Origin of the sequence: Saccharothrix sp. NRRL B-16314 (assembly GCF_000716595.1) — a bacterium.
Taxonomy (GTDB): domain Bacteria; phylum Actinomycetota; class Actinomycetes; order Mycobacteriales; family Pseudonocardiaceae; genus Actinosynnema.
Map to the genome: position 1 here is coordinate 26187 of NZ_JNXC01000027.1, position 15327 is coordinate 41513.

Annotated in this window: 15 protein-coding genes; 11 read left to right on the plus strand and 4 right to left on the minus strand. The window is 69.9% G+C overall.

All coding sequences use genetic code 11. From position 1 onward, the window contains the following. Nucleotides 1-26: 26 nt before the first annotated feature. Complete coding sequence (locus OQ02_RS30100) at nucleotides 27-716, minus strand: hypothetical protein (RefSeq protein WP_033442019.1); 690 nt, start codon at nucleotides 714-716, stop codon at nucleotides 27-29. A gap of 83 nt (nucleotides 717-799) precedes the next feature. Between OQ02_RS30100 and OQ02_RS30105 the strand changes: the two genes are divergently transcribed. From OQ02_RS30105 to OQ02_RS30120, 4 genes are all read left to right on the plus strand, one after another. Next, complete coding sequence (locus OQ02_RS30105) at nucleotides 800-1123, plus strand: PadR family transcriptional regulator (RefSeq protein WP_033442020.1); 324 nt, start codon at nucleotides 800-802, stop codon at nucleotides 1121-1123. Continuing rightward, nucleotides 1120-2277, plus strand: a complete 1158-nt coding sequence (locus tag OQ02_RS30110; protein ID WP_033442021.1) for an HAAS signaling domain-containing protein — start codon at nucleotides 1120-1122, stop codon at nucleotides 2275-2277. Before OQ02_RS30105 ends, OQ02_RS30110 begins: the two co-directional genes overlap by 4 nt. A gap of 339 nt (nucleotides 2278-2616) precedes the next feature. Beyond that, nucleotides 2617-2808, plus strand: coding sequence for a hypothetical protein (locus OQ02_RS30115; protein WP_033442022.1), 192 nt, complete (start codon nucleotides 2617-2619; stop codon nucleotides 2806-2808). A gap of 91 nt (nucleotides 2809-2899) precedes the next feature. Next, the gene (locus OQ02_RS30120; protein ID WP_033442023.1) at nucleotides 2900-5509 is read left to right on the plus strand and encodes a CHAT domain-containing protein; all 2610 of its coding nucleotides are present in this window, start codon (nucleotides 2900-2902) and stop codon (nucleotides 5507-5509) included. A gap of 103 nt (nucleotides 5510-5612) precedes the next feature. On the opposite strand, the gene OQ02_RS30125 is transcribed toward OQ02_RS30120, so the two are convergent. Next, nucleotides 5613-6335 carry a transmembrane-type terpene cyclase gene (locus OQ02_RS30125; RefSeq protein ID WP_156077392.1) on the minus strand — a complete coding sequence of 241 codons (723 nt, stop codon included), beginning with the start codon at nucleotides 6333-6335 and terminating at the stop codon, nucleotides 5613-5615. A 352-nt stretch (nucleotides 6336-6687) separates the two neighbouring features. On the opposite strand from OQ02_RS30125, the gene OQ02_RS30130 reads away from it, so the two are divergent. Genes OQ02_RS30130 through OQ02_RS30145 form a run of 4 tightly spaced genes read left to right on the plus strand, consistent with a single transcriptional unit; the run spans nucleotide 6688 to nucleotide 11147 of the window. Beyond that, a complete protein-coding gene (locus tag OQ02_RS30130) occupies nucleotides 6688-7578 on the plus strand; it encodes a class I SAM-dependent methyltransferase (RefSeq protein WP_156077393.1) in 891 nt (296 codons plus the stop codon). Further along, nucleotides 7565-8650, plus strand: coding sequence for a prenyltransferase (locus OQ02_RS30135; RefSeq protein ID WP_081916044.1), 1086 nt, complete (start codon nucleotides 7565-7567; stop codon nucleotides 8648-8650). Before OQ02_RS30130 ends, OQ02_RS30135 begins: the two co-directional genes overlap by 14 nt. A gap of 27 nt (nucleotides 8651-8677) precedes the next feature. Next, nucleotides 8678-10096: a cytochrome P450 gene (locus OQ02_RS30140; RefSeq protein ID WP_051772963.1), complete on the plus strand. Its 1419-nt coding sequence runs from the start codon at nucleotides 8678-8680 to the stop codon at nucleotides 10094-10096. A 49-nt stretch (nucleotides 10097-10145) separates the two neighbouring features. After that, nucleotides 10146-11147: a polyprenyl synthetase family protein gene (locus OQ02_RS30145; protein ID WP_051772964.1), complete on the plus strand. Its 1002-nt coding sequence runs from the start codon at nucleotides 10146-10148 to the stop codon at nucleotides 11145-11147. Between the two features lie 68 nt (nucleotides 11148-11215). Here OQ02_RS30145 and OQ02_RS30150 read toward each other — a convergent pair whose 3' ends face one another. Continuing rightward, nucleotides 11216-11584, minus strand: coding sequence for a hypothetical protein (locus OQ02_RS30150; RefSeq protein WP_033442026.1), 369 nt, complete (start codon nucleotides 11582-11584; stop codon nucleotides 11216-11218). 95 nt (nucleotides 11585-11679) lie between these two features. Here OQ02_RS30150 and OQ02_RS30155 point away from each other — a divergent pair, with 95 nt between their 5' ends. The 3 genes from OQ02_RS30155 to OQ02_RS30165 all read left to right on the plus strand — a co-directional run bounded on the left by OQ02_RS30155 (nucleotide 11680) and on the right by OQ02_RS30165 (nucleotide 14079). Continuing rightward, nucleotides 11680-12051 carry a YciI family protein gene (locus tag OQ02_RS30155; protein WP_033442027.1) on the plus strand — a complete coding sequence of 124 codons (372 nt, stop codon included), beginning with the start codon at nucleotides 11680-11682 and terminating at the stop codon, nucleotides 12049-12051. Beyond that, nucleotides 12048-13286: an RNA polymerase sigma factor gene (locus tag OQ02_RS30160; RefSeq protein ID WP_033442028.1), complete on the plus strand. Its 1239-nt coding sequence runs from the start codon at nucleotides 12048-12050 to the stop codon at nucleotides 13284-13286. Before OQ02_RS30155 ends, OQ02_RS30160 begins: the two co-directional genes overlap by 4 nt. 109 nt (nucleotides 13287-13395) lie before the next feature. Next, a complete protein-coding gene (locus tag OQ02_RS30165; protein ID WP_033442029.1) occupies nucleotides 13396-14079 on the plus strand; it encodes a dihydrofolate reductase family protein in 684 nt (227 codons plus the stop codon). Nucleotides 14080-14093: 14 nt separating this feature from the next. Here the strand turns inward: OQ02_RS30165 and OQ02_RS30170 are convergent, their stop codons facing one another. Then, nucleotides 14094-15314, minus strand: coding sequence for a cytochrome P450 (locus OQ02_RS30170; protein WP_033442030.1), 1221 nt, complete (start codon nucleotides 15312-15314; stop codon nucleotides 14094-14096). Nucleotides 15315-15327: the final 13 nt, after the last annotated feature.

Sequence of the window (15327 nt, forward strand, 5' to 3'; positions counted from 1 at the left end):
GGGTGCGGCCGACCCCGCACCCGGTCTCACCGCTCGCCGGCGGAGTCGAGCCACCGCCCCCACGTGGTCTGCCGCACCTTCGGCTGCGGGTGCTCGGCGACGTGCAGCAGGAACTCCGCGCGCCGCCGGACCACCGGGTCGGGGTCCTCCGACAGGCTCCGCATGCGCTCGCGGAACCGGTCGTCCGCGATGTGCCGGACCAGGCGCGCGTACAGCCAGTCCTTGCAGCGGTACGGGCGGCGCAGCACGTCGGTGACGAGGTCCGTCATCCGCGGCCGGATGGTCTCCGGCACGCCGCCCTTCTCCAGCGCGCGCAACAACACCTGCTTGCGACCCCACGGCGACCACAGGTACGAGGCCCGCGCACCCCAGTCGTCCGGGTAACGCCCCTCCCAGTCCAGGTAGAGCAGCACGAACGGCGCGTGCCGCTCCCGGAGTTCCCGGTCCGCGCCCCACACCGGGGAGGTCAGCTCCATGACCGTCCGCCCGTAGTGCCGCCGGAAGGCGGCGCGGGCCCGGTCCATCTCGGCGGCCAGGCGCGGCTCGGCCGGCGCGGGCGTCCCGGCGCGCGCCCACACGTCGTTCGACCAGCGCAGGGCGTCCGCCGCGGCCTTGACCGACGCCTGGTGCCGGGCCAGCGCCCGCCGCCGGACGTCTTCGTCGCGCGCCACCAGGTCCCACACCCACGAGGGGTCTTCCACGGAGTCGGCGGCCACGCGACGATCCTCGCACTACCCCTTCGTACGCGGTACTGCGCATTACGTAGTAGCATCCATCGCACACCACCGGGGAGAGCTGCATGGACACCAGTCAACTGCTCAAGGGGGTGCTGGACCTCGCCGTCCTCGCGGTGCTGCGCAAGGAGGACGGGTACGGGTACGACGTGCTGCGCAGACTGCGGCAAGGCGGCCTCGACGGCGTCGGCGACGCCTCGGTCTACGGCACCCTGCGCCGGCTCTACAACGCCGGCCTGCTCACGTCGTACGTCGTGCCCAGCGAAGAGGGCCCGCACCGCAAGTACTACAGCCTCAACGAGCCGGGCCGCGCGCGGCTGCTCGATTCTGGCAAGACCTGGAAGTCGTTCGCGCAGGCGCTGGACGATCTGTTGGGGGAGGGTGCATGAACACGCAGGCGAACACCGAGGTCCAGCACTACCTGGACGCGATGCGCGGAGCTCTGTCGGACCTGCCCGCCGCCGAGGTCGGCGAGATCATGGACGACGCCGGCGCGCACGTGGTCGAGGTCGCGGAGGAGATGGGCGACGAGTTCACCCTCGCCGCGCTGATCGACCGGCTGGGCACGCCGCAGGCGTACGCGCAGGAGTTGCGCGCCGCCGCCGGCTACCCGCCACCCGCACCCGCGGCGCCGGCCGGCGTCCGCCCGATGCTCCTGGCCCGGTACACGCTGTGGAGCCTCGTCGCCGGCACCCTCATGGCCTTCGCCTACGCCGCGTCCGGGGGCGACAGCCAGGAGTTGACCGTGCTCGTCGGCCTCTGCGCCGCCGCGGGCACCCTGTTGGTGTTCCGGCAGAAGGACCTCCTCGCGGCAGTCGGCAGGCTGCCGGAAACCGTGGCGCTGAGGGACGTCCTCCGACGCGCCGAGCGGTCGGAGCCACTGCGGTTCCTCACGCCCCTGCGCACCTTCCAGCCGATGTGGTGGGTGGCACGGGCGCTGCTCATCGTCGCGGTGGGCGTGCTGGCGTACCGCCTCAGGTCGCCGATCGTCCTGGTCATCGTGACGCTCGCCTTCCTGTCGATGGTCGCCGGCCCCAAGTCGAAGACCGACCGCCGGTGGCTGTGGATCAGCCTGCCCTCGACCGGCCTCGCCATCGGCGGGCTGCTGCTCATCTTCAGCTCGATGACGTCCTGGCTCTTCTACGAACGGTCCGCCCCGGTCTCCTACAACACGGCGCCGCCGTCGGTGCCCGACAACATCTACGTGTTCGACAAGGACGGCAGGCCGCTGACCGACGTGCACCTGTACGACGAGGACGGCCGCCCGCTGGACTCGCCGTGGTACGGCTGCAACGGCAGGACGGCCCGCGATGACAACCGCTACCCGCGCCCGCGGGTCGTCCACGACGAGAACGGTTGCCGGGAGATCCCGGGCGTGCCGCCCTTCACGATCGTCATCCCGGGCACCGATCCGGCGTTCACCACCACCGCACCTCCGGCCACGCCGTCGCCGCAGCCGTCGACCACGCCGTCGCCCCAGCCGTCGGCCGCGCCACCCACCACGCAATCGGTTCCGCCCACCGCGGTCGTCCCGACCAGCTGACGATTTCGCCTTTGCCACACCGGATTCTTCTTCGCACAAGATCATTTCGACGCGGAACGCGTTGGCCCGTGCCCTGGCACCGGACACACCAAGGCACGGGCCTGCTACTGCCGGTTAACGCAGCGAAATACACGGAATACCCAAAAGTGTGATGGTTCGGCCGTTTCAGCAGCACAGGGGCGTGCTGCTACTCGATGTGGAAATTTCTCCCCCGATGGTTACGCCGTTGTGCCACCATTGCTCTGTTCGTGCGGCACGAGGGGGCCGCCGAACGTGACCCGGAGCATCCGACCGGGTCGGGCAGTAAGGGCTAAACGATCATCAGGGGAGGAGATCGCTATGTCTAACACCACCAAGACCGAATACCTGGGTGAAGACGTCCCAACGGACGCCACCGCGCTGCCGGCCCTGCCGGAGCCCGAGCAGGACCAGCTGCCCGTCCTGGATCCCAAGCACGACCACACCCACGACGACGGCGAGCTGGAGCCGATGTGCTCCGGCGGCGGCTGCGTGCAGAAGACGTCGGTCTGAGCTGTCAACCGTGATCACGCCCGCCGACCGGGTCCATCCTGGTCGGCGGGCATTGGTCGGTTGCGTTCTGTGATGTCATAGACCCGTGTCTGTGCCCGCTTCACGCGACGAAGCCGCTGTTATCCGCGAAGCACGCGAACTGCACCGCACCGGCGTGGACGCGTCGTGCTCCGGGCGGCACCACGAAGCGTTGCGGTTGCTTCGACGCGGGCGGAAGCTGGCCGACAGCATCGCTCCCACCGATCCGGACACCCGGACCGCGTGGCTGGTGGCCCGGATCAGGCTGTTGTCGACGCTGTCCACGTTGATGGCGGAGTCGGCGGGCCCGACCGCGGCGCTCGACGGCCTGGCCGAGGTCCGCCGGCTGATCGCGGACGTGACCGACCCGCTCGTGCAGGCGGAGCTGCTCGGGAGCGTCGAGCACAACCGCGGCCTGCTGCTGCTGAACACGGGTTTGATCGAGAACGCCATCGCCGTCCTCGACTCCGCGCTCGGCCACGAGGAGCGCAGGCTCGCGGCAGGCGAACCGGTGCCGTCGCTGGTCGAGCCGGTCGTGAAGTCCCTCTGGAGCCTGGGCACGGCCCACACCCGACTGGGCGCGGTGGGCAGGGCTCGACAAGACCTGACCAGGGCCGCCGCGATGGCGACCGAGCACGGGCTGCTCGACCGGGCCGCCGACGCGAACCACAGCCTGGGCATCCTGGACCTGCGGGTCGGCGACGTCCCGTCCGCCCTGCGCCGCTACGAGAACAGCGAGCGCTCGTACCGCGACCAGAACCTCGACGTGCCCGTCCTGCTCGGTATGCACCGGGCGCAGGCCCTGATGGCGGCCGGGTTGGCGGACGAGGCGGGCATCCAGCTCGACAGCGTCCTCGCCGTGCTGCGCGCCGAGCACGGCATCACCCGTGACCTGGCCGACGTGGAGCTGTACCGGGCCGTGGCCGCGTACATGACCGACGACCTCGACCTGGCCCGCGGCATGGCGTCGTCGGCCCGGCAGCGGATGCGGCGGTGGGGCTGCGACACCTGCGTCGCCAACGCGACGCTGATCGGTCTCCGCGTCGACACGGTGGTGGCCCTGCGGTCCGGCCGCGTCCCCCGTTCCCTGCCGACCCGGGCCCTCGCGTTCGCCGGCGCGCTGCCCGTGCCCAGGCTGGCCGAGCAGGCGGCGTCCGCGCGGATGTTGGCGGTGCGCCTGCACATCCGGCGCGGTGACGTCGACACCGCCGCCGCAATCCTCGACCTGGTGCCGCGCCCCGGGAAGCTGACCCCGATCGACCACCGCCTGCTGCGCCGCCTGTGCCGCGCCGAACTCGCCGTGGCCCGCGGCGACCGGTCGACCGCGCTGGCCGAGATCAGGGCCGGCCTGACCGACCTCGACCACGTGCGCGACCGGATGGGCGGCCTCGAACTGCTGTCCGGCACCGCGCTGCACGGCCGTGAGCTGACCGAGCTGGCCGTCCACCTCGTCCTGGCCGGCGGCAACGCCCGCAGGCTGTTCACCTGGCTGGAGCGGACCAGGGCGCAGACGTACCGCTACGAGCCGCTGACCCGGGTGGACAACCCCGAGCTGGCCGAGCGCATCGCCGAGGTCCGAAGCCTCACCCAGTCGATCCACCAGGCCGAGCACGACGGCCACTCCACCGCCGGGCTGCGCGCCCGTCACGCCGAACGCCTGCGCGAGGCGAACCGGCTCGGCTGGCACAGCGGCCGGTGGGGCAAGCCGCGCCCGGTCGCCGGCCTGACCGACGTGACGGCGCAGCTGGGCGAGCGCGCGTTGGTCAGCTTCGCGTCGTCCGAGGACGCCCTGGTCGCGGTGGTCGTGGTGGACTCCACCGTCCGGCTGGCCCGGCTCGGCTCGGCCGAAGTGGCCGCGGAGAGCGCCCGGATGCTGAACGCGGACCTGAACGCCCTGGCGCCGGACCACCTGCCGGAACCGCTGGCGCGAGTGATGTCCGCGTCGGCCCGCAAGCAGGCGGACCGGCTCGACGCGCAGCTGATCCAGCCGCTGGCGAAGCTGATCGGCGACCGGGAGCTGGTGATCGTGCCGACCGGTGCGCTGTACGCGGTCCCGTGGGGCGTGTTGCCGACGTTGCGCGGACGGCCCACGGTCGTCGCGCCGTCCGCCACCGCCTGGCTGGCCGCGAACCGCGTCGAAGACCGCCCGGTTGGCTCGACGGTGCTGGTGCGCGGTCCCGGGCTGCCCGCCGCCGTCGGTGAGATCGACAAGCTGGGCGCGCACTACACCACCGCCGCGCTCATGTCGGGCGACGACGCGACGGCGGCGTCCGTGCTGAAGTCGCTGGACGGAGCGGAGATCGCCCACCTGGCCGCGCACGGCGTCCACGAGCCGGAGAACGCCCTGTTCTCCCGGCTGGACCTCAGCGACGGCCCGCTCTACGCGCACGAGATCACCGGCCTGGCCCACCCGCCGCGCCAGGTCGTGCTGGCCGCATGCGAACTCGCCCTCAACCGCATCCGCCCCGGTGACGAACCGCTCGGGTTCGCCAGCGCGCTGCTCGCCAGCGGCTCGCAGATGGTGGTGGCGCCGCTGAGCCGGGTCGGCGACCGGGCCTGCGCCGCCGCGATGGACGACTACCACCGCAGCCTCGCCGCCGGCGCCCGACCGGCCGTGGCACTGGCCGACGCCATCGCGGCGGACCCGTTGCGGCGACCGTTCGTCTGCCTCGGCAGCGGCTAGGTTCCCCCGGGTAACGCCCTCGGTGCAACGGCAGGCGCCCGGGTAGGGCGCCTGCCGGACGTGGTCCACCCGAACCGGCGGTAACCGGCCCGGAGACCGGCGGTCAGGAAGCCGACACCTTGTCGCCGACCTGCACCTGCGGGCTCTCCCGCCCCTCCCTCTCGGCGACGACGTAGCGCCGCAGGATGAGGCAGTACATGAGGTCCAGCACGAAGCAGGCCACGTAGAGGAACACCAGCAGCTGGCCCCGTGCGAAGTCGTCGCGCGAGAAGAGGAACAGGGTGACGGAGAACAGCCCGGTGCCGACCATCTTCGAGATCGCGATGCCCATCGACTGGCCGCGAGCGGACCGGCGCTGCTGCACCATCGCGATGAACACGGCCGACATGAGCAGGTTCTGGCCGTAGATGACGTAGGCGCCGCCGTAGTCGTGGAACTCCCGGACGAACGCGATCTCGCACCAGGTCGCCACCACGATCCCGAACACGACCTGCGCCCGGATCGCGAGGGGACGCCGTTCGGGGAATTCGTTCGGCGCGAACTTCATGATCTGGAAGAGGATGACCAGGTCCAGCGCGAACCAGGCGTAGTTGGACAGCCGGAGCAGTCCCTCGGCGGGGTAGAGGAACGAGAAGATCGCTTCACAGGAGATGTTGCCGCACAACGCCGCGATCGGCATCGCGAAGCTGCGGTCCCGGAACCCCTTCCTGATGACGAGCACGTACGTGACGACCCAGAACAGCGTGCCGACCCCGGAAACAACGGTGAACATCGTCGGCGCCGGCACGCCGAACAGCTCCAATGGCCCGAATTCAGTCCGGATCACTGCCCCTCCGCATTCTCACGATAATCAGTCCGGACGAACCATAGCCGAGCCGGATGGCCGGGCGACCGGTATTCGCCGAGCCGCCGCGCGCTGCACCTATAGGCCTTTTGGCGTACTCCGTCACGGATTGCGATCACCCGATTCCGGCCCGCGAACACGACTCGCCGGTAGCTAAAGGCGCGGGATGGTACCACAGCAGGTCTGCGTTAGCGGGAAAGTTTCACACCGGCCCGATGCAGCACTTCGGATATCCGTTCAACGTCTAGTTAACAATGTTCACGTTCGCACGCCGGGCACACAGCCGAGTACCTATGCTGCCACGTGAGACTCGATACCCCAAGGAGCTACACCGGTGGAGCAGGACGAAGACACCAGCGCGCACGACCATGATTTAGCATCAGTCGAACATCATGAAGACAGCATTGAAATGCTGTTCCAGACGCATTTTTCCCGGCGCTATGACACCGGCGTGCAGGTAACCGCCGACAAGGCCGCCTCGGCGCTCCGGCTCCACGAGGTGTGGCGCAGCCACCGCATCGACGTCGATTTCGACCGGTTCGTCGAGGACGCCTTCCTCTCCTTGCAGTACGCGTACAACCAGAAGTACGGCCAGTGGGACCAGGTCAACGACCTCAGGGCGCTCTACCAGGACACCTGGTACAAGAAGATCGCCCCTTTCGCGTCCGCGCTCGCACCGGACGCGACCGTGCTCGGCGTCGGCGTGAACGACGGCCGCGAAGTGCGCCAGCTCTTCGAGAACCGGAACCTGAACATCGACCTGCTCGACATCAGCTCCGAAGCGATCCGACAGGTCGCCAAGCAGCTCAGCGGGTACCGGAACGTCCGCAGCTTCGTCGGCTCGTTCGAGGACTGGAAGCCCGAGTCCGCCGACTACGACCTGTTCTTCTCCTTGCGGACGCTCAACAGCACGTCCATCGACCTCCAGTCGTGCGTGCGGAAGTCGGTGACCCTCGTCAAAGAGGGAGGAATCCTCGTCTACTCCGTTTCCAACGGCTACATCCACACGGGCGAACGCGGCGAGCCGATGGCCGTCCAGGGGATGTTCTCGTACGAAACGGGGACGATCGACGCCGAACGCCCCAAGCAGATCGCCCACGAGATCACGCAGTTGCTCGGCGCCGAGGACACGACCGTGGTCGAGGTGTCCGAAGAGCCGACCGAAATCTTCATCGTCGCGCAGCGGAACCAGTCCGGAGGGGTGTCGTTCGATGGCGGGCTTTGAGCAGCCGATGGCGTACTTCAGGTTGGTCCGCCCGCACTGGACGATCGCCAGCACGCTCGCGGTGATGGTCGGTGTCCTCCAGGCCTGGGCGGAAGGCTATTCCCACGTCCTGCTGGCGTCACTCGTCGTCGGCGCCGCATTCATCCAACACGCCGTCATGGAGGTGTGGGATGAGCTGAAGGACTACTCCAACTACCGGCAGGACGTCTATTCGGAAGTCGCCCAGCCGCCCACCCTGTTCTCCGGTGGCAGCGGCGTGCTGACCGGCCGGTTGTTGACCGTGCCGCAGGTCTGGCGCTTCTTCTACACGTTGCTGGCCATTTACGTGGTCGTGCTGGGCGGGATCATCCACTTCGTCGGGTGGCGCTTCCTGTTGTGCGTGGCGGCCGGCATGTTCTTCATGTTCGGGTACAACTCGAAGCTGAAGCTGTCCTACATCGGACTCGGCGAGTTCTCGAACTTCATCTCGTTCGGCCCGATCCTGGTGTGCTCCGCGTACCTCGCGCTGAGGCTGGGCGCACCGACCGCGACCGCCGACGCGGGCAGCTGGAACCTGCCGGCCTTCGTCAGCGGGACGGTGCTGGTCGAATCGCTGATCCTCGGCACGATCTGGTTCGGCAGCCTGCACATCCAGGAGATGCTGGACTACGACGAGGACAAGGCGGGCAACAAGCGGACGCTCGTCGTCCGGTTCGGCAAGGCCTACGCCTCGCGCGTCCCCTTCGTGACCTCCCTGATCATCACGGCGCTCGCCGCGTGGCTGGTGGTCGACGACCTCGCGTTCGCCTTCGTGCTCCCCGGTGTGCTCCTGAACCTCGTGGAGACCGCGATGTTCATGTCGCGGTGGCGCGACGCCGAGTACTTCATGCGGAAGATGAAGAGCTTCTTCGTCTACCGGAACTTCGTGCTCACGGCCCTCGGCCTGGTGATCTCGTACGGCTTCCGGGACCTGCCCCAAGCGGCCGGGACCACGGCGCTGATCGCGTTGTTCGCCCTGACCGCCGTCACCTCGCTCCCGGCGCTCTCCTTCCTGGCCAAGAACCGTGTCTTCACCTTCGCCCGCGCCGCGTGAGCTGAGCCAAGTCCAAGGAAGGCAACGATGAAGAGCGACCTGGTCAGTGCGACCCTCCCGGACGTCGGCGCGCCGATCCGGCGGATCGGCCGAATACCTCTGGCCAACCGGCTCGACCACCTGCCGGGCGAATCCGGTGCGCTCGCGGGGTACCGCAACGTGGCCGGTTGGGTCCGGCGCGGGGACGACCACCTCAGGGACCAGGTCGAGCGGTTCGGGCCGGTCTACCGGCACATGTTCGGCGTCGACCCGATCGTGTGCGTCGCCGATCCCGACCTGGTTTCCCGGGTCGGCCGCAACCGCGACAAGTGCTGGTCGTCCGGGGTGGCCTGGGGCTACTACCTCTCCGGCATGGACGACACGATCGACGGCTGGGACGGAATCCTCACCCTGGACGACGTGCCGCACCGCGACGTCCGGCGCCTGCTGTCCCCCGCGTTCGCCCCGGACGCGCTGGAGTCGTACGCGCGGAGCTGCCAGAAGCTCGTGGAGGAGGAAGTCGCGGGCTGGGTCGGGCGCGGCCGGATCGAGGCCAAGGCAGCCATCCGGAAGCTCCTGGTGCGCATTTCCGCGCTCATCTTCATGGGCGTCGAGGACCCCCGTGAAGCCGAACGCCTGGACGCCACGATCCGCGGCCTCTGGCTGGCCAGTTTCACGCCCGCCGTCGGCGTTCCGCTCGGTGCGGTCCGGTCCCGGATGCTCAAGTCGTACCGCGGCCTGCTCCGCTCGCTGACGGAGCGCATCGCGGAGAACCGCAACCCCGGGGGCACCGACCTTTTCAGCCGCTTCTGCCGGGCCAGGGGCGAAATCGAGTGGACCGACGACGAGACGCTCGCGCGGACGTTCATCTCGACCATGCTCGCCGCATTCGACACGAACACCCTGTCGATGAGCAGCATGGCGCACGTCCTCTCGCACGAGCCCGAATGGCAGGAGCAGCTCCGGGAAGAGGCGTTGGAGGCTTCGTCGGCCGAGCCGAGCGTCCAGGCCCTCGCCCGCATGGAGAAGACCGAACGCGTGTGGAACGAGACCATGCGCCTGTTCCCGGTCAGCTCGCACGTGATGCGGCGAAACCTCGTGGACACGGAGCTGGGCGGTCACGAGATCCCCGCCGGAACGTTGGTGTTCGCCCTGCTCGGACCTCCTGCGCGCCACCCCGGGGCGTGGACGGATCCGGCGGCGTTCGACCCGGACCGGTTCTCCCCCGAGCGGTCCGAGCACCGTTCCAGGCCGGGGATCTTCTCGCCCTTCGGTGTGGGCGCGCACGTCTGCGTGGGAGGCCTGCTGGCCGGCCACCAGGTGAAGATGGTCTACCGGTCCCTGCTCTCCCGGGCCCGAATCGCCCCGGTGGGCAAAATGCATTTCCGTCACACCTACGCGCCTCTTGGCTCGGTCGCGGGTCGCGTGAACGTCGAACTGCGACCGCTTTCCAGCGTGGGGAATTAAAGATGGCCGCGAGGTCACCGTCGAGATTTGGTCAAGGCCAGGAGGAGGCATGATGAAGACCATCGCCAACACCGCGTACTTAGAGCTGTCCGCGAACGTGACCGATGCTCTGGACTCGTTTCTGCGGACGCTTCCCTCGGAAGGGGGAGATCTGCTGGTCGAGACGATGCGCTACGCCTGCTTCCCGGCCGGGAAGCTCGTTCGACCCACCCTTTTCGCGGCATCCGTCGCCCTCTGCGGACGCGATCCCCGCGAAGTCCTCAACGTGGCGGTCGGGCTGGAAGTCGGCCACACCGCGAGCCTCGTCCACGACGACATCATCGACCGCGACGAGATCCGCCGCGGCCGTCCGTCGGTCTGGCACCGCTACGGCACCGACACCGCGATCCTCGCCGGCGACGCGCTCTTCTTCGCGCTCTTCCGCGCCGTCACGGAGTCCGACTCCGACCCGTACGCGACCGTGGAGGCCGTGAAGGCCATCGCCGAGGTCGGCCACGAGCTGTGCCTCGGCCAGGCCTGCGAAGCGGAAGCCACCAGGACGGCCGACCTGACCTGGAACACCTACCGCCGGGTCATCTACCTGAAGTCGGCGTCGTACATCCGGCTCTGCACCGAGCTGGGCGCGGTGCTGGCCGGCGCCACTCCAGTGCAACGCGCGCAGCTGCGCACGTTCGGCGAGAACCTGGGCATGGCGTTCCAGATGCAGGACGACGTCCTGGCCTACGTGGGCACGCTCGACACCGCCGGCAAGGACCCGCTCAGCGACGTCCGCTCCTGCCGCGCGTCCCTGCCGGTCGTCATCGCGAACGAGCAGGGCACCGACGGCGAGCGTGAACTCCTCCAGCGCTACTTCTCGTCCGGTGCGGTCACCTCGGCGGAGCAGGACGACCTGGTGGCCCTCCTGGGCTCGGAGCCCGTCCTCAAGCAGGGGAAGACGATGGCAGCCGAACACCTGGACCGGGCGATCCAGTCCCTCTCCACGTTCGGGGACTCCGAATACCTCTCCGTCCTGCGGGACATCACCTCCGCCCTCGAAGACCGCCAGGCGTGATCCCGGGCTGATCGGTCCGGTCGCCGCGGCGGATCACCGGCGACCGGACCAGTCCGCCACCAGGGACCTCAGGGGCGCCGCGCGAACCAGCGGAGTTCCGCGGGCGCCGGGGTCTCGACCACCCGGCCGTCACGAACCGTCCAGGCCACCGACCGCTGCCGCTCGTCGCTCAACAGGAAGAACCCCGCCGGCATGTCCAGGTCGTCGTCCACCGGGTCGAGCCGCGCCAACTCCGCGACCCGATCCCGCAACGAGGCGACGGCTGCCTCCCGGATGTCGCCGCCGAAGAACACGTACGCCGTCCAGTTGAACGGTGCCGCCGGGAACGCCCAACCACCCGCGTAGCCGTCGCCGTGCCCGGACACGATCTCCTCGACCAGAGGCCGCTGGCCGTGGTCGAACTCGATCCATCCCCGGACCGCGACGTACATGCCCATGCCCCGGCACGCTAGCCGCACCCGGTGACGTGGCGCGGCGTGGCGCGCCCTCCGGCAGAATCGACCCTCCGAACCGGACTGATCGGAGGCCAGCGGTGAAGTACCTGATGCTGATCTACGGCAACGACGAGGTGTGGAACAGCGTCGACGTGGACGAGTTCGCCAAGCTGGTCGGTGAGGTGGACGCGTTCAACGCGGCGCTGCGGGAGTCCGGCGAGCTGGTCGACTCCCAGGGTCTGGTGGCCCGGCCGCGGTCGGTGCGCGTGGTCGGTGAGGCGCCGGTCGTGACCGACGGCCCGTACCTGGAGGCGAAGGAGTACGTCGGCTCCTACTTCGTGGTCGACGTCGACAGCGAGGAGCGCGCGGCGGAGATCGCGCAGTCCTACCCCGCCCTGCGCTACAGCCGCGGCCTTGGCGGCGGCCTCGAGGTGTGGCCGCTGATGGAGCGTGGCGGCGGCGACCTTTGACCGGCGGTCCGGTCGAACACCTCCTGCGCACGCTGACACCGCAGGTCCTGGGCATCCTCGTCCGCCGGTACGGCGACTTCGCCCGGTGCGAGGACGCCGTGCAGGAGGCCCTGATCGATGCCGCCGCCACGTGGTCGCGGAACGGCGCGCCGGAACACCCGCTCGGCTGGCTGACCACGGTCGCGGCACGCCGCTACGTCGACCAGGTGCGTTCCGACGCCGCCCGGGAACGCCGGGAGCAGGCCCTGTTCGACGCCGTGCCGCGCGACCGGCTGCTCGCACCGCCACCGGACGCGGAACCGGTCCGGGACGACCTGCTGGAGCTGCTGTTCCTCTGCTGCCACCCCGCCCTCACCCCGTCCGCGCAGATGGCGCTCACGCTGCGGGCCGTCGCCGGGCTGACCACGACCGAGATCGCGGCGGCGTTCCTGGTGCCCGACAAGACGATGGGTCAGCGGATCTCCCGCGCCAAGCAGCGGCTGCGCGAGGTGGGCGCCCGGTTCGAGCTGCCGCCCGACCACGAACGCGGACCTGCGCTCGCGGTGGTCCTGCACGTGCTGTACCTGCTGTTCAACGAGGGTTACAGCGCCAGCGCCGGCCCCGCGCTGCGTCGCCCGGACCTCACCGACCAGGCGATGCGGCTGGCGCGGGAGCTGCACCGCCGGCTGCCGGACTCCGGTGAAACCGCCGGCCTGCTCGCCTTGATGCTGCTGACCGAGGCACGTGCCGCGACCCGCACCGGGCCGGACGGCACCCTGGTCCCGCTGGCCGACCAGGACCGGACCAGGTGGGACCGGGCGGCCATCGCCGAGGGCGCCGCCCTGGTGACCCGCAGCCTGGCGGACCACCCCGTCGGCCCGTACCAGGTGCAGGCGGCGATCGCGGCCGTGCACTGCGAGGCGGCCACTGCCGGGGACACCGACTGGCCGCAGGTCCTGGCGCTGTACGACGTGCTGGAACGCATCGCGCCCAGCCCCGTCGCCGCGCTGAACCGGGCCGTGGCCGTGGGCGAGGTGCACGGCCCCCGTGCCGCCCTGGACGCCGTCGCCGAACTGGAGCGGGGCGTGCTGGCGGGCAACCACCGGCTGGTCGCCGTCCGCGCCCACCTGCTCGAACAGGCGGGTGACCGCACCGCCGCGAGCGAGGCGTTCCGGCAGGCCGCACGGCTCGCCGGCAACGTGCCCGAGCAGCGGTTCCTGCTGCTCCGGGCGGCGCGCTGCGCGTCGACCGGCTGAGGCCGCGGACCGCCGGAAAAATCTTGTCGCGGCCACGTAGAAATCAGGTCGTCGGCTCCGATCCCCTCCCGAGCGAGCCCGTCGGGCGTCGCCGGGAGGAAGGAACGCGATGACCAAGGTGACCGCACAGATGTCGGTGTCCCTCGACGGCTTCTACGCCGGGCCGCGCCACGAGGGCGACGGCGACTGGATGGGGTCCGCGGAGTGCAGCGCGTTCTTCCGCGTGACCCGCTGGGCGATCAGCGCGATGGCGTGGCGGGAGCGGCAGGGCTTCGCCGGCGGCGAGCAGGACCTCAACTCCGACGTCATCCGGGAGACGTTCGAGGCCGCCGGCGCGTACGTCATGGGACGGCGCATGGCCGACGGCGGCGAGGTGCCGTGGGGCGAGGAGCCGCCGTTCCGCGCCCCCGTCTTCGTCGTCACCCACCGCCCGCGCCCGACCCTGGAGCGCAAGGGCGGGACCAGCTTCACGTACGTCACGGACGGCGTCGCGAGCGCGGTGGAGCAGGCCAGGGCCGCAGCCGGCGGCAAGAACGTCGCGGTCGCCGGTGGCGGCACCCTGGTGCGGCAGGTCCTGGCGGCCGGCCTGCTCGACGAACTGGAGGTGCACGTCGTGCCGGTCGTGCTCGGCACCGGGATGCGACTGCTCGACGCGGACCTCGGGCTCGGCACCGACGAGGGCATCGAGCTGACCCCGACCAGGGTCCTGCACGCCCCGGACGTCACGCACATCCGTTACAGCGTCAAGGGCCGCGCCCCTCTCGTGCTGGACGACAGGGGGCGCGGCAACTGACGGACGGCATCGGCTCAGGGCGTCGTCCAGGTGACCGGCAGTTCGTGGACGCCGTAGATGTTCATGTCCGTCCGGAGCTTCACCTCGTCGGCCGGAACGGCGAGTTCGAGCGTCGGGAAGCGGCGGAGCAGCCCGTCGAAACCGGCGCGCATCTCGATGCGGGCCAGCTGCTGGCCGAGGCACTGGTGGACGCCGTGGCCGAACGACAGGTGGCCGCGGGCCGCGCGGTGCACGTCGAGGGTGTCGGGGTCCTCGAAGCGCTCCGGATCGCGGTTGGCGGCCAGCAGCGAGACGACGACCGTCGAACCACCGGTGATCGTCTCACCGTTCAGCTCGATGTCCTCCGTGGCGTAGCGGAAGAAGATGTCGGCCACCGACAGGTACCGCATCAGCTCCTCGACGGCGCCGGGCATCAGGTCCGGGTCGGCACGCAGCTCGGCCGCCTGGCCGGGGTTCTCCAGCAGGGCGAAGGTGCCGAGCGACAACAGGTTCGCGGTCGTCTCGTGGCCCGCGAGCAGCAGCAGGAAGGCGATCCCGGTCAGCTCCTCGACGGTGAGGTCGTCATGGCGGGCCAAGTCGGACAGCATGTCGTCGTCCGGCTCGGCGCGCTTGCGCGTGACGAGTTCGCCCAGGTAGGCCGTCATCGCGCCGAACGCGGCCATCTTCTCGTCCAGCGCCACGTCCCTCTCCATGAACTTCGAGGAGTTGGACTGGAAGGTGTCCCGGTCGGCGTAGGGAACGCCGAGCAGTTCGCAGATCACCAGCGAGGGCACCGGCAGCGCGAACTCCTTGACCAGGTCGACCGGCGGCGTCAGGCGCGTCATGTGGTCCAGCTGCCGCTCGACGATCTCGATGATGCCCTCTTCGAGCTTCTTCATGCGCTTGACGGTGAAGGCGCCGGTGAGCATGCGCCGCAACCGGGTGTGGTCCGGCGGGTCCATGGAGATGAACAGGCCCGGCATCTGCGGGGACGGCTCGGTCTGCTCGGGCATGCCGGGGGTCGGGTACGGCACGTGGATGATGCCGATGTCCTGGCGCGAGCTGAACCGGGTGTCGGCCATGAGCTTGCGGACCGCGTCGTAACCGGTGACGAGCCAGCCCTCGTGACCGTCGGGGAAGACCATGGGGCTGACCGGGCGCGCCTCGCGCAGCCGGGTGATGTCACTGGGCGGGTCGAAGGGGCCTGCGTCGCGGTTCATCGGGAGGCCCTGCGGGACTGGAACCGTTCGAGTCATCGGATTTTCCTTC

Coding starts and splice junctions, on each gene's coding strand:
- OQ02_RS30105 (WP_033442020.1), top strand. CDS start 800: ATGGACACCAGTCAACTGCTCAAGGGGGTGCTGGACCTCGCCGTCCTC.
- OQ02_RS30110 (WP_033442021.1), top strand. CDS start 1,120: ATGAACACGCAGGCGAACACCGAGGTCCAGCACTACCTGGACGCGATG.
- OQ02_RS30115 (WP_033442022.1), top strand. CDS start 2,617: ATGTCTAACACCACCAAGACCGAATACCTGGGTGAAGACGTCCCAACG.
- OQ02_RS30135 (WP_081916044.1), top strand. CDS start 7,565: ATGGCGGGCTTTGAGCAGCCGATGGCGTACTTCAGGTTGGTCCGCCCG.
- OQ02_RS30140 (WP_051772963.1), top strand. CDS start 8,678: ATGAAGAGCGACCTGGTCAGTGCGACCCTCCCGGACGTCGGCGCGCCG.
- OQ02_RS30145 (WP_051772964.1), top strand. CDS start 10,146: ATGATGAAGACCATCGCCAACACCGCGTACTTAGAGCTGTCCGCGAAC.
- OQ02_RS30150 (WP_033442026.1), bottom strand. CDS start 11,584: ATGGGCATGTACGTCGCGGTCCGGGGATGGATCGAGTTCGACCACGGC.
- OQ02_RS30165 (WP_033442029.1), top strand. CDS start 13,396: ATGACCAAGGTGACCGCACAGATGTCGGTGTCCCTCGACGGCTTCTAC.
- OQ02_RS30170 (WP_033442030.1), bottom strand. CDS start 15,314: ATGACTCGAACGGTTCCAGTCCCGCAGGGCCTCCCGATGAACCGCGAC.